Source organism: Nostoc sp., from assembly GCF_036917465.1.
Taxonomy (GTDB): domain Bacteria; phylum Cyanobacteriota; class Cyanobacteriia; order Cyanobacteriales; family Nostocaceae; genus Nostoc.
Window position 1 is genome coordinate 22,363 of record NZ_JBALDL010000004.1, and the last position, 21,479, is coordinate 43,841.

The window sequence follows — 21,479 nt, forward strand, 5'->3', positions numbered from 1 at the left end:
TCGATGACAGTTCTCACCTGTGCTAGTACGGGAAAATCAATTACTCTGCTGGGTGAACCGATAGCTGATAGTGGTGAAGGTAAGGTTTGGCGAACTAATCACAATGGTTACTTAGCAAAAATGTACCACTCACAAACTCCTGAGCGTGTGCAAAAATTGGCGGTGATGATAGCGCACCGACCCAAAGAGCCAAACTCTCACCTGAATCATATTTCTTTTGCTTGGCCTAAGTCGGTGCTGAAAGATGCTCAGGGTGATTGTGTGGGCTTTTTGATGCCGGAAATTAAAGAAGCAAAAGAACTTATTGATGTATACAACCCCAGCAAAAGAAAGGCTTTAAAACTTGATGTTGATTGGCGTTTTCTCCACACAACGGCCTTGAATATAGCCTCAATTATTGAAGCAATTCACATTTCTGGCTATGTTTTGGGTGACATCAAGCAGCAAAATATTCTTGTTAACGATCGCGCCTTACCTTCAATTATTGATACTGATTCCTTTCAGGTTCGGAATCCGGTAAATGGCAAGATTTATCGTTGTCCAGTTGGTTCACCAGATTATACACCACCGGAACTGATTGATAAAGATTTTTCTAGTATCGATCAAACAGAAGTACACGATCGCTTCCGGTTAGGAGTCATTATCTATCAGTTGTTGCTTGGTGGTCAAACTCCTTTTGCGGGAAAGTGGATAGGCGCGGGGGCTACTCCAGAAACTAATGAACTTATCCGCCGGGGTTTATGGCTGTATGCACCAAACAGTTTGATTCAACCTGTAGAAAGGACAACTCCGCTTGAGATTGTTCACCCAGAGGTTCAGCGATGTTTTCTCAGATGTTTTAATGATGGTTATAAAAATCCTAACTTGCGCCCAACTGCTGGGGATTGGGTAAAGGCGCTCAGACTGGCTGTTAATGAGTTAACTATCTGTGGAAAGCTAGACAGCCACTATTACAGCCAAACTTATGGTAAGTGTTATTGGTGCGATCGTTCTACAAAACTTGGTACTGATATATTTCCTGGGTTTGTTAGACCAAAACAACAGTCTGCTGTAGTTGAATCAACATCACAATTTAAAACTTTTGCCACAGATAAAACTTTAGAAAATATCGCAATAGCAGGCCAAATCCATACCCTCCAAGGGCATTCTAGCTCTGTTTATTCTGTAGCTTTTAGTCCAGATGGCAAAACCCTTGCCAGTGGAAGTGATGACAAGACTATCAAGCTGTGGGATGTCACAACAGGAAGAGAAATCTACACGCTTCAGGGGCATTCCTCCTATGTTCATTCTGTAGCTTTCAGTCCAGATGGCAAAATCCTTGCTAGTGGGAGTGATGACAAAACTATCAAACTGTGGGCTATGACAACAGGAGGGCGAATCCGCACTATCGAGGCGCATCCCGACTCAGTTCGTTCGGTAGCTTTCAGTCCAGATGGCAAAACCCTTGCCAGTGGAAGTTTTGACAAGACTATCAAACTGTGGGATGTCATAACAGGAAAGCAAATCTGCACTATTCAGGCACATTCCTCCTGGGTTAATTCTGTAGCTTTTAGCCCAGATGGTAAAACTCTTGCCAGTGGAAGTCATGACAAGACTATCAAACTGTGGGATGTCACAACAGGAAGGAAAATACGCACTATCCAGGTGCATTCCGACTCAGTTCGTTCGGTAGCCTTCAGTCCAGATGGCAAAACCTTTGCCAGTGGGAGTGATGACAAGACTATTACACTGTGGGATGTCACAATAGGAAGGCAAATATACACTATCCATGTGCATTCCGACTGGGTTTGTTCTGTTGCATTCAGCACAGATGGCAAAACCCTTGCCAGTGGGGGTTGTGGTGATATTAAACTATGGGATATTGCAACGGGAGCGCAAATCCACGCTTTCCAGGGACACTATTTTTCGGTAGCCTTCAGTCCAGATGGCAAAATCCTTGCCAGTGGAAGTGGGGACAAGACTATCAAGATTTGGCAGGTTGCATCATTACCATCGGTAACATCCAATATTACGACTACTTTATTTTCAGTTCAGCCAACTCAATCTCAAGTTTCGCAATCATCTTTTGATATGCCTATATTGTGGTGTTATTTACTTTTATTGTTTGTTTTTTTCGGTTTTGTTAGTTTTGTCTCTGGTTTTGTTGTTGGGTTTGTGGTGTGCATTATGGGAATTGGGTGTTGTTGGCGTTTTTATCGATGGTTTTGGCGAGGAAAAATCTAAGATATAGTCCAGTCTTCTAAACGCAAATTAGGCACTTTTTCAAAATCCTTGCGGTTGCGAGTAACTAAAATCCCATTCACTGACAGCGTAATTGCCGCAATGCGTAAATCTTGAGTGCCAACTCGAATTTTTTGCTTAACTAACTCAGCATAAACATTACAGGCTTTAGTATCAAACTCAAGTAATTTTATATTTTTGAAATATTCTATTTCATCCCATAATCCCTTGTATCCCCATATCAATTTTTCATACTTAGAAGCTTGATTCTTATATTTGTTGATAACATTCAGCCATCCTTTAACTTTCTCCTCAAATGTAATCACTGTTATGGCTAAATTTTCAGGATTCTGCTGTCTTATGCGTTGCGTGACTATTGGATGACTATTTTGAAATAGGGACAAATGATCTGTATCTAATATCCACATAAAACTCACTTTGTCTCATTGTCTAAGTCAACTTGACTCCGTTCAGCTTCTATGTATTCCAGTACATCAGCAAAAAGAGGGTTATTTTTGTGCATTCCCGCGAATTTCATCCAAGGATGTTCGGTTTGGGGAGGTTCAATTTCTAAAGTTACTATTTCTGGTTTTCGCTCTTGTAAAAGTTGAATTAGTTTGTTTAGTGCTTCTTCTTTAGTCGCACCAAAGCTTTTAATATCTGGTAAGCCTAGCACTGTCGCACTAACTCCGCTATCCTGTTGATTTTCAATCAGCACATCATAAGTTAACTTGGGTGCAGTATTGTTAGGATAAGTTTTTACAGTTAAATTCATAATATTTTTATCTTTGAAGTTTTATATTGATTATAACATTACTGTTTTTATCGATGGTTTTGGCGATTTTCACAGCTAAAAAGTTCTGATTTTAATTGGAGTCGGAACTTTCATAGCGATTTGTATGTGCTTCTCAAACCTTTTTACTAACCCAACATAGCGTTGATTTTTTTGCTAAAAATCTATTTTGAAAATTAGTGCGGGGTAAACTGCAATGCCTCATAAATAGCTTGAGGATTGGCAGCAATAACCTTGAGGTAAGCCTGTGCAGTTTGGTCGGGTTCAGTGCGTCCCTGCTCCCAATCACGCAAAGTGCCAAGCGGAATATGATAACGCGCCGAAAATTCCTCCTGCGTCAATTTCAAGGCGCGCCGCATGGTTTTAATACGGGGTACACGTCTGGCGTTGCGTAATTCAGCTTCTGTCATAGGGCGGGCATCAGGGTCGCTAATAGCCGCAGCGTGAATTTCTTCTTCTGTCATGGGACGCAGGGGCTGCTCTGGAAAGGGTCTTTCACTACCGTCAGGCAACACTTCAACCGCCGTTCCATCCTTGTGCATTCTCGCGGTAATAATCGTTTCTTTCATGCTTTTCTGCTTTTCTGGCTGATATTAAACGGATACGCTCTCCCCGTTCGGTATAGGTGACATGAAGTAGTACCCCGTCACACATACCCATCAGGTTGATGCGCTCTTCCCCATAATTTTCACGATCATCAAAACGTTCTACCGCAAAAGGGTCGTCAAATGCTTTGATTGCCTGATGGAAGCTGACACCATGCTTTTGAGAGTTAGCAATTGCCTTGTCATTATCCCATTCAAAATTACCCCCATCCTTCATAAGGTACGGAATACCAGTAGTTTTGTCAACTCTTTACTGTAAATCAAAGCATGGCACAACGGATTATTTCTGAATGAAAAACACGGGGGGCTGGCTGGTAATTGCCTCTCTTGAAAAAGTGAGACATGATCGGTATCAAGTATCCATAAACTCACTTAGCTTCATTCTCCACATCGAGTTGCTGGTAATATTCCTCCATTTGTGCATCAAGTTCACGACGATATTCTTCTATATATCCCAGCATCTCGTCAAATTGCGGATCATCTTTGAACATTCCCGCAAATTTCATCCAAGGGTTTTCTACTTTGGGTGCTTCAATTTCTAAAGTCACAATTTTGGCTGTTTTTAATCGAGTTTGCAAACTTTGACTGACTTTTTCTATTGCTTCCGTTTCAGTATTTCCTAAGCCTTGACAGTCTGGTAAACCTAACAATATTGCTTTAACTGTGCCGTCTGCTTGGTTTTCAATTAAGACATCATAGTTTAACTTAGGTGCAGTATTTTTCAGATAATTTTCTACAGTTATATTCATAATATTTTTAACCTTGAAGTTTTATATTGATTATAACTGCTGACCTAGAACAAGTTCGTTGTCAGGACTTTAATACTGAATTTTTAAGCACTGAAGTGCTTACTACAAACCTTTAATTATTTACACTGGATTGGTTAATTTGTGGTTTGATTTTGATCATATTGTCTATTGCGATCGCACTAATGATTGTTAGTGATTGCGTGCCTTTATTTACTGATAATGCTTATGTAAATTCCAGGCTACGCAGTTAATTAAAGGTCGCATTGATTAGTTTGGCAATATCTGGCATTTTTTATAAAATCTTGCAACTTATTCAAGGGAATTATCTGCAATGATGACCCATCCTGCACCGCCGCAGTGATGTAAGCAAACTTTTGCCCGCGATAATACTGATCACGTCCAACTTTGGTGACATACTGAGACTTCTGGAAATCATTGGCAATATTGGAAGTATAAATATTTTGTAACAGTTTCACCGCTTTGGCATTTTTTGTGGTGAATTTGATGCTTGAGTCACCACTAACGGTTATTCCTTCTTTAGTCACTGTCCCCTTTTCAGAAGTGACATCAGCATAAAAGTATAAATTTCCCTTTGTACCATCATAGCCGTGAGCTTCGCTGTTGTATCTCAAAGTTGGTAATTGCGATCGCGTTTTCGCCCACTTCACAACGGTACTGATGTTTTGTTCTGGAAGCGCATTTGCCGGAGTGACGGTTAAAATAACTGCGATCGCAGACAGGGCAACATTGAATAAATAGTTAAATTTAAAACTTTTGTGTATAGTATTTCCCCGGTAAAGAATGCTGATAGCTAAAGCTGCAACCACCAGAGTTTGATAATTATTTCCAGAGTGGCGTTATTTCTTAATATTCAGTTATCAGTAGCAAAAACAACTTAACATCGGCTAATGACTACTGTCCAGCGATCGCTACTGAAGGAAATTTGGTTTCAGCTAAGATTTTGTAACAGTTGCAATAATCGTAAAATAGATACTGACACAAACATCAAAATAGAGGTTTTCGGCATCAGTAGACCATGCCTAGCTTATTTCTGAGTTACAAAACTTAGATTTGATCTCAGCCAAACAAGAGTATGTACTCTTAGGACTGGATGTATCTAAGCTACAGGTTCTACACACTTCTTAATAAACCAGCCTTGAGAACGCAAAACGTTCTAATCTAAAAGCTAACCGGGTTAATTTACTGGCAGTTTTGCAGGCATTACTCTCAAGCTCATAAAGCACAGACACACCGATGTGTCAAGCCTCAAAGCGATCCAGACTTAACACATAAATGATTATGATGGGAGTTTTACAAATCCGATGAGTGTTAAGGCAAGTGGTGGAAGCTCAGTTGCGCGTCCGCAACTATATCAAACCCTAGCTGTAGCGACAATTATTCAAGCCGAGCAGCAAGACCGCTTTTTGGGAAGTGGTGAATTAAATGAACTGGCAAGCTATTTTGCATCTGGTGCAAAGCGTTTAGAAATTTCTCAGACGCTGACGGATAATGCCGAGATTATTGTGTCTCGCGCTGCCAACCGGATTTTTGTCGGTGGTTCGCCAATGGCTTTTTTAGAAAAGCCCAGAGAAGCAGAATTCGTAACTGCTGGTGGTGGTGCCAATGTTCAGCAAGGGATGCAACTGGGAACTGTAACCTACGTTGAAAGTCGTGGTGGTTTCCTAGAAAATTTACGATCGATATTTAATTCATCCCCCAGTGGCCCGACACCTCCAGGTTTCAGACCAATTAATATTGCTCGATATGGCCCAAGCAATATGGCCAAGAGCTTGCGGGATTTATCCTGGTTCTTGCGCTACGCTACTTATGCGATCGTTGCTGGTGACCCGAACATCATAGCGGTGAATACACGGGGTTTGCGGGAAATAATTGAAAATGCCTGCTCTGGTGAAGCAACGCTAGTAGCTTTGCAGGAAATCAAAGCTGGGTCACTTTCTTTTTTCCGCAACGATGCTGAGGCTACAGAAATTGTGTCTCAGTACATGGATGTTTTGTTAACAGAATTCAAAGCAGCCACACCTTCAAATAAAGTTCGCCAACGCCCCTCAAGCGACCAGCAAGGATTGCAACTGCCGCAAATTTACTTTAATGCAGCAGAGCGCCGTCCCAAGTTTGTGATGAAAACTGGGTTGTCAGCTAGCGAAAAAAATGAGGTAATCAAAGCGGCATATCGGCAAATTTTTGAGCGCGATATTACCCGTGCTTATAGCTTGTCTATATCTGACCTAGAATCCAAAGTGAAAAATGGCGACATCTCCGTAAAAGAGTTTGTTCGTCGTCTAGCTAAATCTCCCCTTTACCAAAAACAGTTTTACCAGCCTTTTATTAACAGCCGAGTCATTGAACTAGCTTTTCGTCACATTCTGGGACGGGGCCCAAGTAGCCGCGAAGAAGTACAAAAATACTTCTCGATTATTTCTAACGGTGGTTTGCCAGCCTTAGTAGATGCTTTAGTAGATTCTGCTGAATACGGCGACTATTTTGGTGAAGAAACAGTACCCTACCTCCGGGGTCTGGGTCAAGAAGCACAAGAATGTCGCAACTGGGGCCCGCAGCAAGACCTGTTTAATTACAGTGCGCCTTTCCGCAAAATACCTCAATTCATCACCACATTTGCGGCTTACGAACAGCCACTACCAGACCAACATCCTTACGGTTCTGGTAATGACCCCTTGGAAATTCAGTTTGGGGCGATTTTCCCGAAAGAAACTCGCAACCCCAGCACCCGTCCGGCTCCTTTTGGCAAAGATACCAAGCGTATCCTGATTCACCAAGGGGCAGGGATTAATAACCAAAATAGTAATCCCAAAGCGCGGGGTGAAGCTCCTGGTACTCTAGGCCCCAAGGTGTTCAAATTAGATCAACTGCCTGGTACTAGAGGTAAAAAGGCTGCCAAAAATTCTAGCGTCAGATTCTCCGAAAGCTCCACGCAAGCACTGATTAAAGCTGCTTACTTGCAAGTTTTCGGTCGTGATTTATACGAAGGTCAGCGTCCGAAGGTATTGGAAATCAAGCTGGAAAACGGCGACATCTCAGTGCGGGAGTTTATCCGTGCTTTGGCTAAGTCGGATGTATTCCGCAATCTATACTGGTCATCGCTCTATGTTTGTAAAGCGATCGAGTATATTCACCGTCGCTTGTTGGGTCGTCCGACCTATGGCCGTCAGGAAATCAACAAGTACTTTGATCTCGCCGCTAAACAGGGCTTTTACGCGGTGGTTGATGCCATCATTAACAGCGTAGAATACAGCGAAGCATTTGGTGAAGATACAATTCCTTACGAACGGTATCTGACTCCTGGTGGTGTATCAGGGCGACAATTGCGTGTTGGTAGCATTCGTGAAGATGTTGCGGCGAAAGTTCAGAAGCAAGTAACGCCAACCTTTGTGACATTAGGTACAGTCACAGAACAAAGGTCAGAACCAGATATTCAATTCCGCATTAACCAAGGTGTTAGCAAGCAACGCGAACAAACCAAAATCTTCAAATTGGTGGCGAATACCAGTGATAAAGTTGCAGTGCAAACTTTGATCAGTGCTGCGTATCGTCAGATATTTGAGCGGGATATTGCACCATACATCGCCAAAAATGAATTTACGGCGTGGGAAAGCAAGCTGGGGAATGGCGAAATTAGTGTGAAGGAATTTATTGAAGGTTTGGGTTATTCTAACCTCTACCTGAAAGAGTTCTACACACCTTACCCCAACACCAAAGTGATTGAGTTGGGAACCAAACACTTCTTGGGACGTGCGCCACTAGACCAAGCAGAAATCCGCAAGTATAACCAGATTTTGGCTACTCAAGGGATTCGTGCCTTTATTGGTGCTTTGGTAGATAGTGTGGAATATAACCAGGTATTCGGTGAAGATACAGTGCCTTACCGTCGCTTCCCGACCCTACCTGCGGCAAACTTCCCGAATACCGAAAAGCTTTACAATCAGCTTACCAAGCAAAATGATGACGTAGTTGTGCCTAGCTTTAAGCCAGTGCAAATTCGTCCAGGTTCTAGCGATACACCGCTTTTGACGCAGGCGATCGCAGATATAGCAGCCCAAACAAACGGTATCAACAAGAGCAAGCCCGCCTTTGCTGAACTGGGTCGTTCCTACAACGATGGTAGTGGACAACCCGTGGAACTAAGTGTGCGTAAACATGCACGCATTTACCGTCTAACAGAAAGCGCAAACCAATCCGAAACACAACAGGCAATCAACGCCATTTACTGCCAGGTATTGGATGTATTTAGCGGTGAAGTTCCTGATAATTTCCGCCGTACTGACCTAGATAGCAAACTCCAGAGTGGTGAAATTTCTGTGCGCGAGTTTGTGCGCGAACTAGCCAGTTCCGAAATCTATCGTCAGCGCTTCTTGTCACCTTATCCTCATGCCAAGGTCATTGAGTTCCTCTTCCGTCATCTGTTGGGGCGTACACCCGCAACTCAGGAAGAAATTCGCCAGTGTAACCAGTTGCTAGCTGATAGTGGTTTGTCGGCTGCTGTAGAAGCAATAGTCGAAAGCCCAGAATATAGCCGCTACTTCGGTGAAGATGTTGTCCCTTACAACCGCTTCCCATCTCTGCCAGCAGGTAACTACCTTGGCAGTGTAAAGGTGGCTGAGTAGGTAATAGGTTACAGGGTACAGATTATTTTCTGTGATCTTTACCCTGTAACCTTCGTAACCTTTCGTAATATCGCTCTCAGATTACAGCTAAAACAGGGAATTCTGAAAGGCAATATTACAAAGTGTTAAGAGCAGTCATACATGCTCAACAGAATGCCGGAAAATGTTTTGCGGAAGGTAACTGAGTTTAAAAGCTTGTGTACTTGTGTGGACTCAAGCAAACTCGTAATTTATTAGCCGTAGCAGTTATCAAACTGTTGTGTCTAAAAGAACAAAAGAGCAAACTCAGTAAACCAAATTTAAAGTCGCACCAGTTTAATCAAATCCTGGTTTCATTCGTATTGGAGGAATCCATTAATGAGTATTGTCACGAAAGCTATCGTGAATGCTGATGCAGAAGCCCGCTACCTCAGCCCTGGTGAGTTAGATCGGATCAAATCCTTCGTTGCAAGTGGTGAGCGCCGCGTGCGGATCGCTCAAATTTTGTCAGAAAATCGCGAACGCCTTGTTAAGCAAGCTGGCGATCAACTGTTCCAAAAGCGTCCTGATGTTGTATCTCCTGGTGGGAACGCTTACGGTCAAGAATTGACTGCTACTTGTCTGCGTGACCTAGATTACTACCTCCGCCTCGTTACCTACGGTATCGTTGCTGGTGATGTTACCCCTATCGAAGAAATTGGTGTTATCGGTGCCCGTGAACTATACAAGTCCTTGGGAACTCCTATCGATGGTGTTGCTGAAGGTATCCGTGGACTGAAGAATGTATCTGCTACATTGCTGTCTGGCGATGATGCTAGTGAAGCTGGTAGCTACTTCGACTACCTAGTTGGCGCTCTTCTAGGATAGGTTAAAGCTGTTTACCTACTGAAACAGAAGTATTGCAATACGGTTGGAAATAAGGAATTAACAACATGGCTCAAGACGCAATTACCGCTGTCATTAACTCCGCAGACGTTCAAGGTAAATACCTCGACTCTTCTGCTTTAGAGAAGCTAAAAGGCTACTTCGCTACTGGTGAACTACGGGTGCGTGCTGCTAGCACCATCAGCGCTAACGCTGCTGCAATCGTCAAAGAAGCTGTAGCAAAATCTTTGCTGTACTCTGACATCACCCGTCCCGGTGGTAACATGTACACAACCCGCCGTTATGCTGCTTGCATCCGCGATTTGGACTACTACCTCCGCTATGCCACCTATGCTATGTTAGCTGGCGATCCTTCCATTTTGGATGAGCGTGTATTGAATGGCTTGAAGGAAACCTACAACTCTTTAGGAGTTCCCGTTGGTGCTACTGTGCAAGCTATCCAAGCAATCAAGGAAGTAACCGCTAGCTTGGTTGGTTCTGACGCTGGTAAGGAAATGGGCGTTTACTTAGACTATATCTCTTCTGGCTTAAGCTAAGAGCTAGTTTGCGCTTAAGAATTTAGGTGCGGCTTTATTAAGGTCTGGAAATCAACTGTGAGTGCTAGAACGTTATATTGCTTATCTTGGTAAATTATCAGTGATGAGTGTGGGTGGTCTAGTATTGATGTTTGATTTCCAGCCTTGGAATGATTAAAAGATTTGCACTCAAGATTTTGAGATAAAAAAAGTTTTCACAAAGTTTACAGGAGATTTTCAAAATATGTCCCGTTTGTTTAAAATTACTGCTCTAGTTCCCAGCCAAACCCGAATTCGTACCCAACGTGAACTGCAAAATACTTACTTCACTAAGCTAGTTCCTTATGAGAACTGGTTCCGCGAACAGCAACGTATTCAAAAAGCAGGGGGCAAAATTATCAAAGTAGAACTGGCAACTGGTAAGCAAGGCGCTAATACTGGCTTGTCGTAATCTGTAAATAGAATATTATTTTAGGGAATTGGTAAGAGGTCAGCAAAGACCTCTTTTTTGTGCATAATTAATACTACAAAAAATCATTAATTAAGCCATATATAAACAAGGTACTGTGATTTATTTATCTGAAGAAGATAAAAAACGACTAGAATATATTGCAGACAACTGGGGAATATCTCAGTCTTCGGCAGTACAAAGACTAATTCGTGAATATAAAAACCACGGTGACTAAAGTCACTCGTGCCGCTTTCCTCTCAGCACTGAAGTGACTGAGTTTCACGCATCCCATGCATTCCTATGAGTTTTATTTCTAACTTCTAATTCTTAACTTTTTACCTATACTGCTCGTGAATCTACGCCGCCTGATTCCAATTTTTGATAGTTCAGTCTCCAACTGGGGATTAGAGGCGCGGTTGTTGCGCTGGTTAACATTGGTTTGGCTGTTTGTTGGCTTGATAATGCTATTTTCGGCATCCTATCCTGTCGCTGATGCCCGTCAGAATGATGGATTGTACTATTTTAAGCGTCAACTGCTTTGGGTTTTAGTTTCCTTAATAGGATTCAATATTATTGTTAATTTGCCATTGCAGAAAATTTTGGGAGTATCCCATTGGTTTTTGTTGCTATTTTTGTCATTAATTTTCGTCACACTTATCCCAGGATTGGGAAAAAAGGCTTTTGATGCAGCGCGTTGGATTGCGATCGGGCCAATTCCAATTCAACCCTCAGAATTAATTAAACCCTTTTTGGTGCTGCAAAGTGCGCGGCTTTTTGGTCAGTGGGAAAGAATTAGTTGGCGGGTTCGCTTGGCTTGGTTGGGTATTTTCGGTCTGGTACTTTTAGGAATTCTTGCCCAGCCTAACTTAAGTACAACAGCACTTTGCGGCATGACTATTTGGCTAATTGCTCTAGCGGCTGGCTTACCTTACAAGTACCTGGGAGGCACAGCAATTGGCGGAGTTATGTTGGCAGTACTCAGTATTAGCATAAAAGAGTATCAACGTAAGCGGGTGATGTCATTCCTCAATCCGTGGGCAGATGCCACAGGAGATGGTTATCAGTTGGTGCAAAGTTTACTAGCCGTAGGTTCTGGTAGAACTTGGGGAGCAGGATTTGGGCTTTCTCAACAAAAGCTGTTTTATTTACCAATTCAGGATACCGATTTTATTTTTGCCGTGTTTGCCGAAGAGTTTGGCTTTGTTGGCAGTATAGTGTTATTGGCACTTTTAGCTACATTCGCTACTCTTGGATTAATTGTGGCACTGAAGGCTAAAAATATAGTGCATCGATTGGTAGCGATCGGCGTGACGATTTTGATGGTAGGACAATCATTGCTCCATATTGGTGTGGCTACAGGTTCTCTACCAACTACTGGCTTACCTTTGCCGATGTTTAGTTATGGTGGTAATTCTATGATTGCTAGCTTAATAGCTGCTGGGTTGCTGATTCGGGTAGCACGCGAGAGCAGTGAGGCTGAGGTAGTACCGTTGCGAAAACCCATGCTTGAAAATGGGCGCAGACATCGGGGTTTTGATAAAACCAGGAATTGAGCTAACAAAAGCTTTTTACTGGAATTAAATAGACTATGAAAGACATAACAATATCGAGTCCGGGTAGTTACTATACGCTTCCTACAATCATTGCATTTGCACCCCATTAGTAAAACCGGACTTCGCTTTCAGAACAGGTCAACAGGGAATGTTAGCAGAAGTAGAGTATATAAGAGTTTAGTTGCTTTGTTGGGATGGGCGATGAGACACTGGGGATCTTTCTGGAAAATTGCTGCAATTGTGATTTTGGGAATAGCTTGTATTATGGCGTTCATGACACCAATGCCATAACCTATAAAAAATCTACTGCATCCCTGATCAATAATTGAGTACCACGGGGAACCTGGAGACGACCTATTTTAATTAATGGTGACATCTAAACTGTGGTCTTTGTAAATATCAGTAGCGCAGGCGCAGCCCATCGTAGACATCGCCTGATGAAATCCGCCGTGTTTTGCTTGTACTATCTAGTTTATGGCGGTAACTTTATCCAACTAAGAATTGTTAGTTGACGCTTGGTTGGTGTTAGTACAAGCAGCAAAAACGCTACTACCAATATTGATAGAACCGTATTTAATGAAACTGCGGTGAGTAAGGCGATGAATTACTGGTGATGAGGGCGATAACGGATTCATAAAACAGTATGATGTTTCTCCTATCTGCCGTTGTAACTGAATCTAAATGTACATTCTAGAATCAACTTTTGATTCACTAGCGAATAGGGCTGAATTTCTAGAGCGCGTTGAAAAGCTCGGATAGCTTCACCATACTCTCCTAGTGCGGCGTAACACAAGCCCATGCCATGAAGTGCCCCAAAATGTATCGGATTGATCTGTACAACTATCTGACAATCTGCCAGAGATTTCTGATAATCACCAATACTGTAATAGAGGAAAGCCCGACGATTCCAAGCTTCGGCGAAATCTGGCTGTTCTTTGATTAATGCTGTAAGTGCTGTTTCTGCTTCAGCAATTTCACCTGCATCCAGTAACTTTTGACTACGGTCAATTATTTCCAGCCCATAGATTCCCTTTTGCTGAAACCAGATCCGCCAGATTTTTCTGGTTGCCTTGTCCCGGACTGTAGCATCTGGGTTTTTCAACTCTTCAAGTAAGGAATTGATAGATAAAGAATCCATAAATTTGAGATCAGTGAATATACCTTTGTATTAACTTTCTCACAAAATATATCGATTCAATCGTTTTTAAAGTCATCTTTAAATTTGCGGTGATTAATTGCTATTTATGAATTTTCTGTGTTGTTGATTCAATTCAATAATACGACTAATAGCACACTCGAAATTTAAACACATAAAAATAAAAATTGACTAGGGGTAGTTGAGAATTCCCTAGTGACTAATAGCTGATAAAAAACATCCCCAAATAATCCTGATTATGCCGATTTTGGATTTAATTAGCGCTATAGCATTACAGAAGCACAGTTGCATGGTGCTTTATTTAAATCAAACTAGGGGGTGTTTCCAGAAGATCGCATTGGGAGGCATTTTTGCCGCCAATTGTCACTGAATCTTAACAAAGCTGTGGGTGTTGATGATAAATGTAACAGTTCGGACGTGTTTCGCTGAAATATTTTCCCTTATCCGCTTATTCGCTTTATCGCAAGATATCAAGTGTTTTTGTAAAATACATCTTTATGTGTCTCTCTATACTACCGCTATTGATGACTACTTAGATGAATATAGCTATATTCTTTCTGGATTAGGAGATGGACGCGATCGCTTGTTTGGCACAAAATAAGCTGATTACCCATCAGCAGATAATGATTAATGCAGTAATTAACCGATACTCCACGAATCACTGATGAACCATTTTACCCAGATTAAATTAGATATTTTTTCAAATAAATCCATAGAGGATACATCATATATAGCGACTGATTACTACTTCTAATTGATTAAAATCATAAGGTTTGGTAATACAATCATCAAATCCTGTGAACATAGTGGATTCATCCTCTTGAGCAGCTGTTAGAGGTGTGACTGCAATGATTGGGATAGTAGCAGTTTTTGCATCATGTTTGAGGTCATCAATGACTCGGTTAGCACTCCAATTTGATAGCATTGTATCTAGAAGAATTACATCTGGTTGATGAGTTTGCGCCAATATCACAGCCCTCACCCCTTGTTTGGTACAAATGCATGAGAAATTCAATATTCCTAAATGAGAATTAAGTAGCTCTAAATCATGTAGACTCTGTTCTACAACCAAAATTAAAGGCTGTCCATTCATCAGTAGTTATTTCTATCCAAGAAAGGCTAGGCATAAAGACTCCACCCATCAGGAAAACGAAGAGGTTTTTTTTCTGGTAAGTACTTAAGTAATTGTACGAGGGTGCATTCAGACGACTGACTAGGGCATAAAATGAATAGGCTGGTATATAATCAATCGGCGCTGAATTTGAGGAAACAACACAACATCTAAATATCAAGCAAATAGTAGCATAAATGATGTATATACTTGCAACTATTGACTAAATGATTTGGATCTTGCATAGCGCGTCTCAAAGCCGATATATTTTAATTACCTTCTGCCTCCTCTTGTAACTGACGTGCAAATGCGATCGCTTCTGTTGGCGTTGAGACTTTCCCTTCAGCTTGTGCTAAGGCTATTTCTGTCAAAAGTTGGCCGATGATTGGTGAAGCTGGAATATCTAATGCTATAATCAACTCCTTCCCGCTCACTAGTTGAGGGGGATGAGCGACCAGATCATCAGGGTTCAGGTAGCGGTTGATCAAAGGTATCCAGACAGGGCAGTTCCTTGCTCTGGTTTCTAAACTTGTAGAGACTGCTGTGTGTAGTGGCTTGTCACCAGACATCGCCTCTACCAAATTATCAACTGCCATAGCCAGCAATACCGCAGTGGGAAACACAATATCTGCGTCACGGAATAAAAAGTATTGTTCTCGCAAAGACATATCAACTACTTGAAACTGCGGTAACAATTTTAGAGCAGTGGTTACACCCCGGATTTCGGCACGACTATAAGTTAGTTGCTGTAGCTCTATTTCTGCTAATTCTGGGTTTGGATTGACTAGACTTGCAAGTTTGGCAATACCTAACCAAGTAGTTTTGACACTATCGCGGACATAAGCTTGTAGTTGTGCGCCTAATTGTTGCCAATTTTCTGTGAGTAATGCGGCTGCATTGTCAACTGCTGCTAGTTTGATTAAGCTTTCACGAGTAGCATTTTTGAAGAAAGGGGCAAGTAAACCATCTTCCCAAGCACTTGTAATCCAAGGAGTACCCTGAGAATTTGCCAGTAGATAGCCAATTTCTACGCGAACTCGTTCGGCTGCAACTTTGCTCAGATGTGATGTCAAAGAACAAATTGCCGTTCGGGTAGCTGGCTCAATAGTAAAACCTAGTTGGGCGGCTTGGCGATAACCTCGCATTAACCGCAAAGGGTCATCTTCTAAGTTTGCGGGTGATATCATTCGCAAAATGCCCTGTTGTAAGTCTACATAACCTTGTAGAGGATCGATGATTTCTTGTGTATGGGGATTATAAGCGATCGCATTTACTGTAAAGTCTCGTCTGTGCAAATCAACTTCTAAACTATCTCCTTCTTGTTGAGCAAAGTCAGCCGTGGCGTGGGGAAAAACCACACGGGCAATTTGTCGTTCTGCATCGAGTAAGACAAAACCAGCTTTGTAATGACGAGCGATCGCTCTTGCTACCTTTACCGCCTTAGATGGTATAACAAAATCTAGATCCAGATATTCACGAGTTCTACCAAGGAGCGCATCACGCACAGCGCCACCTACCATGTAAGCGGGTTGTGGCAAGAATTCTAAACTAAAAGGCCAATTTTCGGGAGCTAGGGTAGAAGGAATTGATTCATGCATTGTAATAAAAATCAACCCAGCAACTCATGAATAACGGTTGGGCTTAAGTTAGATTAACAATAAAGGCCCCTGGAGTTGGTTCTATTATGTGTATTTGTGTGAACTGCCACTATGTAGACAGCTGTTTTACCTATCATGCCGTAGAAGGGCAGCACCAACAGCCTCACTTGACTGAAACACCAAATTTTGATCCGAATGAACCTTCTATCAATGTCAACATTCGGACTCAAGATGATGTGATTGAGATGGAATGGGATGTTGTTGGTTGTCTCAGTTTTAAACGGGAAACGGGTAAGTGGTCGAAATTGCGTCCTGGTGAATTAGTACCGACTTGATAGAAAATGATTGGTATATCTTAAGGGTGACTACTACACTAAACAGCAATAGTCGTAGATATTTTTGTAAGTAACTATAAGGACAACTTTACCCGCATTTCTCACCTAGACAAATGCGGGTAAAAATTTTTTCCTCTCGTTTACCTTCTTATGCATAACCTAAAACTGGTGAGCATTAGCCATTCATGAGTTAATCTTGGCTTAATCTTTACTTAAAAATAGCTTAATTACTAGGCATAAATAATAAAGTAAAAAAAATACAATATCTCTCAGTAAATATTTCCCCTACAAGGAATACTAATATGCTCAAGAGAAATCTCATTCTGTTCTTGTTAGCGTCATTTTTTGCTGCCCCTGCCGCCAAAGCAGAGGTTAAGCTGATCGCAATTGGGAGCTTAAGTGGTAACATTAGAGACCTCTCCAGGCAAACGTCAGATCCCCTTGAAAACGGTGTTTGGGGAAATCTCCTTGGTGGTATTGGATCGGGACTAGCTTATGCTGGCTGTAACACCTTTATTGCTATCCCAGACCGAGGCCCAAATGCCCTGTCATACAACAGCGCTGTCAGTGACACAGCATCCTATATCAACCGCTTCCAAACTATCAAAGTGAAACTTTCACCAAGCAATCTTGGTTCAGCGTTACCTTTCACACTTACCCCTTACTTAGTTGATACGACTTTGTTATTTAGCAATGAGCCTCTTTACTACGGAAATGGTGCGGGATTAGGGTTAGGCATTGGTGTCCCAGCCTTGAATACGAAGAATAAAAACTATTTCACTGGACGCTCAGACAACTTCAACCCCACCCCCCCCCAAATCTCGACATATCCCAACAATGCCCGTTTCGATCCTGAAGGGGTACGTGTATCCAATAATGGAAAGGATATATTTATCTCGGATGAATATGGCCCTTATCTATATCAATTTAACCGCAATACAGGTAAGCGGATTAGGGTCTTTAACCTACCTAGCAAGTTTGCAGTCAGCAAATCAAGTCCCGTTGGTGATACAGAGATTAGTGACAATACCTCTGGTAGGGTTGCGAACAAAGGCATGGAAGGGCTTGCAATTACTCCCAATGGTAAGACCCTGATTGGTATTTTGCAAAGTCCACTGCTGCAAGACGGTGGTACTAATGGTGCTTATACCAGAATCGTCAAAATTGACATAGAAACAGGTTTTACCAAGGAATATGCCTATCAGTTAGATAATATTGGCACCTCGGCTAAACCGAAATATCCCACCGTCAGCGAGATTTTAGCCATCAGCGATCGCGAATTCTTAGTAGACGAACGAGATGGCAAGGGTTTGGGCGACGGCTCTCAGGCTGCTTTCAAGAAGATATACCATATCGATCTGACAAATGCTCAACAAGTAAGCAATATCACTGGGGAAAGCAATCTGGCTAGTAAGGCAGTTAGCAAGACCCTGTTCCTTGATGTAGTAGCTACACTTACTCAAAATGGGATCAAAGCAGAAGACATACCTGCCAAGCTTGAAGGTTTGGCTTTCGGATCGGATGTGGTTATCAACCACGTGGTAAAGCATACACTTTTCATCAGCAACGATAATGACTTCATTGGTACCATAAAGTCGGACACTTACCATCCAACAGGTATCGATAATCCCAACAAGTTATTCGTCTTCGCAATTGACAGTACTGATATTCCCGGCTTTGTACCCCAGAAGATCAAAGGGGATGATGAATATCGTACCCCAAAAGATCGAGAGAGAAGATAAATATCCGGCGTTCTTGAAAAGAGAACCTAGCTTGATTAGGCTTTCCTCGTTCCTATGCTCTGCACGGGAAATCAAGCTTTTTTCGACTTGTATACAGCACCATAGCAACCCTTGTAGGGAAGGGCGTATAGGGTTAGGTCTTTTTCTTATAATGCATGCACTCTAATGTACTCAAGTTAAAATCGCTATAAGTAAGCATTAGCTTGTACTTGTAGCGCTTCGGGATCTATTGAAGTACATCTTAAAACCTCACCCCTAACCCCTCTCTTTGCTAAGGCTACGGTGGGTGTATACAGAAGTCTGAAAATAGCTGACTAACCAAGGTTTTACCCCACCCTAACCCTCCCCTTATAAAGGGGAGGGAACTGAATCTGCTATTTCCCCCCTTTCTAAGGGGGGATTAAGGGGGTAATACGACTCGTGACCGTAGCCGTAGCCTTGCTAAGGAGAGGGGAGATAAAGCTTATTCTTTATCGGGGTGAGGTTAAGCTGTACCTCGGTTGCTTAGTAAAGGCTATATGTCAATAGCATAGTAAAAAAAATTGAGTCTATTCAATTAATAACCGCTATGTTGTTATATGCTTGAATAAATAAATCTCGTTAACTCTATAAAAAGAGATATTTTAAGTAACTTTGACAACAGAACTAGAACACCTTGCAACAAATAAATACACATTGGCACTACACACCACTACTCCCGAATTGGGATTGGCAATTAGTAATTTTGCTGGTGAGACACGCTCTCAAGTTTGGAATTTGGGGCGTGATTTATCTAGCCTAATCCATCAATATTTAATTGACTTTATCAAACCGCAAACTTGGGCAGATTTGTCATTTATCGCAGTTGCAAAAGGCCCTGGCGGTTTTACAGGAACTCGGATTGGCGTTGTCACTGCTCGAACATTAGGGCAACAATTAGATATCCCTATATTTGCGATTTCAACTTTAGCTGCGGTAGCTTGGTCAGAAGCAGGCAAAAGTCAAAATTCCAAAACTATTGCTGTGGAAATGCCAGCGCAACGAGGTCAAATTTTTGCTGCTATTTATCAGTTTGAGCCAAATACTTGTAAACTAAAAGTGTGTTTGTCAGATAGAGTGTTCACACCAGAAGCATGGCAGGAAACTTTAGCGAATTGGAACACTAATTATCAGCTAATTCACGCCCAATCTGGGTTAGCAGCGACGGTGACGAGTATTTTGGAACTAGCTAATCTTGATTGGCAAGAAGGTAAATATCCTAATTGGTCAGAGGCTTTGCCATATTATGGGCAACATCCAGTAGAAGTTTAATTAACTTGAATATAAAAGTATCTCAGTCTGATTTACATACTTTAAGGCATTAAGAAGATGATTACAATGTGAATAAGACTTACGCACTTTACAAAAGAATTATGTTATATATCAACGTAAATAGGTCGTTTCAGATTTTTATCAATCATTCTTTGATGGTAAATAATCGGCGCTGTAGGGGCAATTCATGAATTGCCCCTACGAAAGATATGGTTTTTCGAGTTATCCATATTTAATTTTTCCTCTCAATGCGTAAGTCCTAGTGAAATAAGAACAGTGTGAGAAAAGCGATCGCCACTCTACTTAATCAAGAGCATCTGTTACACAAAAGTGTATCCTCACTACTAGAGCAAGTACCAAAAAATCATCTATTCTTATCGCTCACTAGCGTTCAATTTTTGGTAATTGTAGTGCTAGGCAGACTCTGGAGTAGCTCAGAAATAGTCCAAAAATTTGAGATAATAGATCAAAACTGGGGCGAGTAGCATTTTTCTGTCTGTGTTTGCATAAAAACCTCCAGAAACCAAAATAGATAAATACAATTTATCCCAGTTTATTCAGTCTGGTTCATGCAATACTCCCCCGCTTTCTGGCTTCTTTGTAGGAAGTTCCGACATTTTTTAAACCAGCTTTAATCATTTGTTGTTCAAGCAAGGCAAAAAAACGCGCTCGATCGCCACCTTTTACGACTGCTTGATTATGCGCTTCGGCGATCGCTACTGGGTAGCCATATCCTTTTTGCACTTGTGCTAACATTAGTCCCAGCGCTTGATCTAACATGGTTGGATTCTCCGCTACCCATGCGGGAACTTCGATGCGGGCAATTTCAGTACCGACGTGGACATAGCAAAAATAAATGGTTTGATCGCCGTAGAGTTCGAGAATCGGAGAATTACTCCGCCAAAGGGTACTGCGTTGTCCTGGTTTTAGTCGGGTTGCCCAAACAGAAGTATCTCGTAACTGTTCAAAAATTTTACAAGGTACTTTTTCTAGCTGATTTGGGCAATGACTTTTACAGTCTGGCACTGGATGAGGACAAGCCAACAACCGTAAAAAATTCATTGTTTCGATGCTACGAGAGGCGCTGAGATAACCCATCAGGGGAATTTGAGCATCACGCATTTGCTGCCAAGCTTCCAGGATGGGGGGTAAAATGCGATCGCGCGCGTCCATCGGTAATTGTTCTAAAAACCAGTAAATTAACGAACCATCTACCATTGCCAATGCTGGTGCTTCCCCCTTCGCTGCACAGGCAAGTTCTGCCAAAACCGTTGCTTCGGAAGCAGTGCGGCGAAAACTCATCCATTCTTCGGTTCTAATTCCCCACTGCCGAGACATATATAAATCTTCTGGGCGATAAAATACTTCTGGCAAGCTATCAAGTAGCGGATGGCGGTTTTGTCCGTAGTGTAAGACGACTCTGCCAATATTTAAGAGATAACAGTAAGCAATTTCGTGATGGTTGGGGGCAATTTGGGAACCATCGGTAGCAATGACAGTATGAATTTTTGGCGGAACTGGGATATCGATGCAAGTTTCTAGCGGCTCAATTGGGGTAGCATTAGCAAAGAGAATGCGATCGCGCCATTTTTCCTGGCGATCGATTAAATCTTGTTGGGACTCATAAGCATTTTTTAGATGTTGTTGCGCCAATTCTAAACGTTGGCGACTGGCAGCAGCTTCTAAGGTAAGATGCTGACTTAAGCCCTGCATTTGTCGCGCCAGTTTTGTTAGATCAAGCATGAAGGTAAGTGATAAGTTAGGAGCTAGGAGACGCGATTAATCGCGTTTGTACAAGAATTAGGAGTAGATAGGCAATAATCACGTCTCTACAGGAGTTTGGAGTTTTCCGAATTT

20 protein-coding genes and 1 pseudogene are annotated in these 21,479 nt (G+C 42.0%); 10 read left to right on the top strand and 11 right to left on the bottom strand.

The genetic code is table 11. The annotated features are described in order from the left end of the window. Nucleotides 1-3 precede the first annotated feature (3 nt). Nucleotides 4-2,223, top strand: a complete 2,220-nt coding sequence (locus V7K38_RS00820; RefSeq protein ID WP_334854825.1) for a protein kinase domain-containing protein — start codon at nucleotides 4-6, stop codon at nucleotides 2,221-2,223. On the opposite strand, the gene V7K38_RS00825 is transcribed toward V7K38_RS00820, so the two are convergent. From V7K38_RS00825 to V7K38_RS00850, 6 genes are all read right to left on the bottom strand, one after another. Further along, complete coding sequence (locus V7K38_RS00825; protein ID WP_334854826.1) at nucleotides 2,220-2,648, bottom strand: type II toxin-antitoxin system VapC family toxin; 429 nt, start codon at nucleotides 2,646-2,648, stop codon at nucleotides 2,220-2,222. The two genes, V7K38_RS00820 and V7K38_RS00825, sit on opposite strands and share 4 nt — an antisense overlap. A gap of 5 nt (nucleotides 2,649-2,653) precedes the next feature. Next, nucleotides 2,654-2,995 carry a type II toxin-antitoxin system HicB family antitoxin gene (locus V7K38_RS00830; RefSeq protein WP_334854827.1) on the bottom strand — a complete coding sequence of 114 codons (342 nt, stop codon included), beginning with the start codon at nucleotides 2,993-2,995 and terminating at the stop codon, nucleotides 2,654-2,656. A 194-nt stretch (nucleotides 2,996-3,189) separates the two neighbouring features. Next, complete coding sequence (locus tag V7K38_RS00835) at nucleotides 3,190-3,525, bottom strand: helix-turn-helix domain-containing protein (RefSeq protein WP_334854828.1); 336 nt, start codon at nucleotides 3,523-3,525, stop codon at nucleotides 3,190-3,192. 4 nt (nucleotides 3,526-3,529) lie between these two features. Then, nucleotides 3,530-3,835 carry a BrnT family toxin gene (locus tag V7K38_RS00840; protein ID WP_334854829.1) on the bottom strand — a complete coding sequence of 102 codons (306 nt, stop codon included), beginning with the start codon at nucleotides 3,833-3,835 and terminating at the stop codon, nucleotides 3,530-3,532. 151 nt (nucleotides 3,836-3,986) lie between these two features. Beyond that, nucleotides 3,987-4,367 (bottom strand): hypothetical protein, encoded by a 381-nt coding sequence (locus V7K38_RS00845; protein ID WP_334854830.1) that lies wholly within the window; start codon nucleotides 4,365-4,367, stop codon nucleotides 3,987-3,989. Nucleotides 4,368-4,618: 251 nt separating this feature from the next. Then, on the bottom strand, nucleotides 4,619-5,194 hold the full coding sequence (locus tag V7K38_RS00850; protein ID WP_334854831.1) for a hypothetical protein: 576 nt from the start codon (nucleotides 5,192-5,194) through the stop codon (nucleotides 4,619-4,621). 495 nt (nucleotides 5,195-5,689) lie between these two features. On the opposite strand from V7K38_RS00850, the pseudogene V7K38_RS00855 reads away from it, so the two are divergent. The 5 genes and pseudogenes from V7K38_RS00855 to V7K38_RS00875 all read left to right on the top strand — a co-directional run. After that, nucleotides 5,690-9,001, top strand: a pseudogene (locus V7K38_RS00855) (phycobilisome rod-core linker polypeptide); the annotation flags it as partial. A gap of 363 nt (nucleotides 9,002-9,364) precedes the next feature. Next, nucleotides 9,365-9,853, top strand: a complete 489-nt coding sequence (gene apcA / locus V7K38_RS00860) for an allophycocyanin subunit alpha (protein ID WP_094328048.1) — start codon at nucleotides 9,365-9,367, stop codon at nucleotides 9,851-9,853. Between the two features lie 65 nt (nucleotides 9,854-9,918). Continuing rightward, nucleotides 9,919-10,407 (top strand): allophycocyanin subunit beta, encoded by a 489-nt coding sequence (apcB, locus tag V7K38_RS00865; RefSeq protein WP_069068902.1) that lies wholly within the window; start codon nucleotides 9,919-9,921, stop codon nucleotides 10,405-10,407. Between the two features lie 223 nt (nucleotides 10,408-10,630). After that, nucleotides 10,631-10,837 carry a phycobilisome linker polypeptide gene (locus V7K38_RS00870; protein WP_012411143.1) on the top strand — a complete coding sequence of 69 codons (207 nt, stop codon included), beginning with the start codon at nucleotides 10,631-10,633 and terminating at the stop codon, nucleotides 10,835-10,837. 350 nt (nucleotides 10,838-11,187) lie between these two features. Then, complete coding sequence (locus V7K38_RS00875) at nucleotides 11,188-12,390, top strand: FtsW/RodA/SpoVE family cell cycle protein (RefSeq protein WP_334854832.1); 1,203 nt, start codon at nucleotides 11,188-11,190, stop codon at nucleotides 12,388-12,390. A gap of 494 nt (nucleotides 12,391-12,884) precedes the next feature. Here V7K38_RS00875 and V7K38_RS00880 read toward each other — a convergent pair whose 3' ends face one another. Next, nucleotides 12,885-13,025 (bottom strand): hypothetical protein, encoded by a 141-nt coding sequence (locus tag V7K38_RS00880; protein WP_334854833.1) that lies wholly within the window; start codon nucleotides 13,023-13,025, stop codon nucleotides 12,885-12,887. 20 nt (nucleotides 13,026-13,045) lie between these two features. After that, on the bottom strand, nucleotides 13,046-13,528 hold the full coding sequence (locus V7K38_RS00885; RefSeq protein WP_334854834.1) for a tetratricopeptide repeat protein: 483 nt from the start codon (nucleotides 13,526-13,528) through the stop codon (nucleotides 13,046-13,048). 412 nt (nucleotides 13,529-13,940) lie between these two features. Between V7K38_RS00885 and V7K38_RS00890 the strand changes: the two genes are divergently transcribed. Next, complete coding sequence (locus V7K38_RS00890; protein ID WP_334854835.1) at nucleotides 13,941-14,147, top strand: uracil phosphoribosyltransferase; 207 nt, start codon at nucleotides 13,941-13,943, stop codon at nucleotides 14,145-14,147. A 123-nt stretch (nucleotides 14,148-14,270) separates the two neighbouring features. On the opposite strand, the gene V7K38_RS00895 is transcribed toward V7K38_RS00890, so the two are convergent. Together V7K38_RS00895 and V7K38_RS00900 are read right to left on the bottom strand one after the other, a co-directional pair. Continuing rightward, nucleotides 14,271-14,639: a response regulator gene (locus tag V7K38_RS00895; protein ID WP_334854836.1), complete on the bottom strand. Its 369-nt coding sequence runs from the start codon at nucleotides 14,637-14,639 to the stop codon at nucleotides 14,271-14,273. A gap of 287 nt (nucleotides 14,640-14,926) precedes the next feature. Then, nucleotides 14,927-16,255, bottom strand: a complete 1,329-nt coding sequence (locus tag V7K38_RS00900; RefSeq protein WP_334854837.1) for a CCA tRNA nucleotidyltransferase — start codon at nucleotides 16,253-16,255, stop codon at nucleotides 14,927-14,929. An 86-nt stretch (nucleotides 16,256-16,341) separates the two neighbouring features. Here V7K38_RS00900 and V7K38_RS00905 point away from each other — a divergent pair, with 86 nt between their 5' ends. The 3 genes from V7K38_RS00905 (at nucleotide 16,342) to tsaB (ending at nucleotide 19,622) form a co-directional block, all read left to right on the top strand. Next, nucleotides 16,342-16,590 (top strand): Ycf34 family protein, encoded by a 249-nt coding sequence (locus V7K38_RS00905; RefSeq protein WP_104904694.1) that lies wholly within the window; start codon nucleotides 16,342-16,344, stop codon nucleotides 16,588-16,590. A 302-nt stretch (nucleotides 16,591-16,892) separates the two neighbouring features. Then, nucleotides 16,893-18,332, top strand: a complete 1,440-nt coding sequence (locus V7K38_RS00910; RefSeq protein ID WP_334854839.1) for an esterase-like activity of phytase family protein — start codon at nucleotides 16,893-16,895, stop codon at nucleotides 18,330-18,332. 633 nt (nucleotides 18,333-18,965) lie between these two features. Continuing rightward, nucleotides 18,966-19,622, top strand: coding sequence for a tRNA (adenosine(37)-N6)-threonylcarbamoyltransferase complex dimerization subunit type 1 TsaB (gene tsaB, locus V7K38_RS00915; protein ID WP_334854841.1), 657 nt, complete (start codon nucleotides 18,966-18,968; stop codon nucleotides 19,620-19,622). A 567-nt stretch (nucleotides 19,623-20,189) separates the two neighbouring features. Here the strand turns inward: tsaB and V7K38_RS00920 are convergent. After that, a complete protein-coding gene (locus V7K38_RS00920) occupies nucleotides 20,190-21,365 on the bottom strand; it encodes a DNA double-strand break repair nuclease NurA (RefSeq protein WP_334854842.1) in 1,176 nt (391 codons plus the stop codon). Between the last annotated feature and the right edge of the window lie 114 nt (nucleotides 21,366-21,479).

Bases quoted from the DNA above. Each gene is read 5' to 3' on its own strand.
- V7K38_RS00845 (WP_334854830.1), bottom strand. From the start codon at position 4,367: ATGAATATAACTGTAGAAAATTATCTGAAAAATACTGCACCTAAGTTA.
- apcA (WP_094328048.1), top strand. From the start codon at position 9,365: ATGAGTATTGTCACGAAAGCTATCGTGAATGCTGATGCAGAAGCCCGC.
- V7K38_RS00830 (WP_334854827.1), bottom strand. From the start codon at position 2,995: ATGAATTTAACTGTAAAAACTTATCCTAACAATACTGCACCCAAGTTA.
- V7K38_RS00820 (WP_334854825.1), top strand. From the start codon at position 4: ATGACAGTTCTCACCTGTGCTAGTACGGGAAAATCAATTACTCTGCTG.
- V7K38_RS00880 (WP_334854833.1), bottom strand. From the start codon at position 13,025: ATGAATCCGTTATCGCCCTCATCACCAGTAATTCATCGCCTTACTCAC.
- V7K38_RS00870 (WP_012411143.1), top strand. From the start codon at position 10,631: ATGTCCCGTTTGTTTAAAATTACTGCTCTAGTTCCCAGCCAAACCCGA.
- V7K38_RS00840 (WP_334854829.1), bottom strand. From the start codon at position 3,835: ATGAAGGATGGGGGTAATTTTGAATGGGATAATGACAAGGCAATTGCT.
- V7K38_RS00890 (WP_334854835.1), top strand. From the start codon at position 13,941: ATGATAAATGTAACAGTTCGGACGTGTTTCGCTGAAATATTTTCCCTT.
- V7K38_RS00905 (WP_104904694.1), top strand. From the start codon at position 16,342: ATGTGTATTTGTGTGAACTGCCACTATGTAGACAGCTGTTTTACCTAT.
- V7K38_RS00885 (WP_334854834.1), bottom strand. From the start codon at position 13,528: ATGGATTCTTTATCTATCAATTCCTTACTTGAAGAGTTGAAAAACCCA.
- V7K38_RS00895 (WP_334854836.1), bottom strand. From the start codon at position 14,639: ATGAATGGACAGCCTTTAATTTTGGTTGTAGAACAGAGTCTACATGAT.
- V7K38_RS00825 (WP_334854826.1), bottom strand. From the start codon at position 2,648: ATGTGGATATTAGATACAGATCATTTGTCCCTATTTCAAAATAGTCAT.
- V7K38_RS00910 (WP_334854839.1), top strand. From the start codon at position 16,893: ATGCTCAAGAGAAATCTCATTCTGTTCTTGTTAGCGTCATTTTTTGCT.
- apcB (WP_069068902.1), top strand. From the start codon at position 9,919: ATGGCTCAAGACGCAATTACCGCTGTCATTAACTCCGCAGACGTTCAA.
- V7K38_RS00920 (WP_334854842.1), bottom strand. From the start codon at position 21,365: ATGCTTGATCTAACAAAACTGGCGCGACAAATGCAGGGCTTAAGTCAG.
- V7K38_RS00900 (WP_334854837.1), bottom strand. From the start codon at position 16,255: ATGCATGAATCAATTCCTTCTACCCTAGCTCCCGAAAATTGGCCTTTT.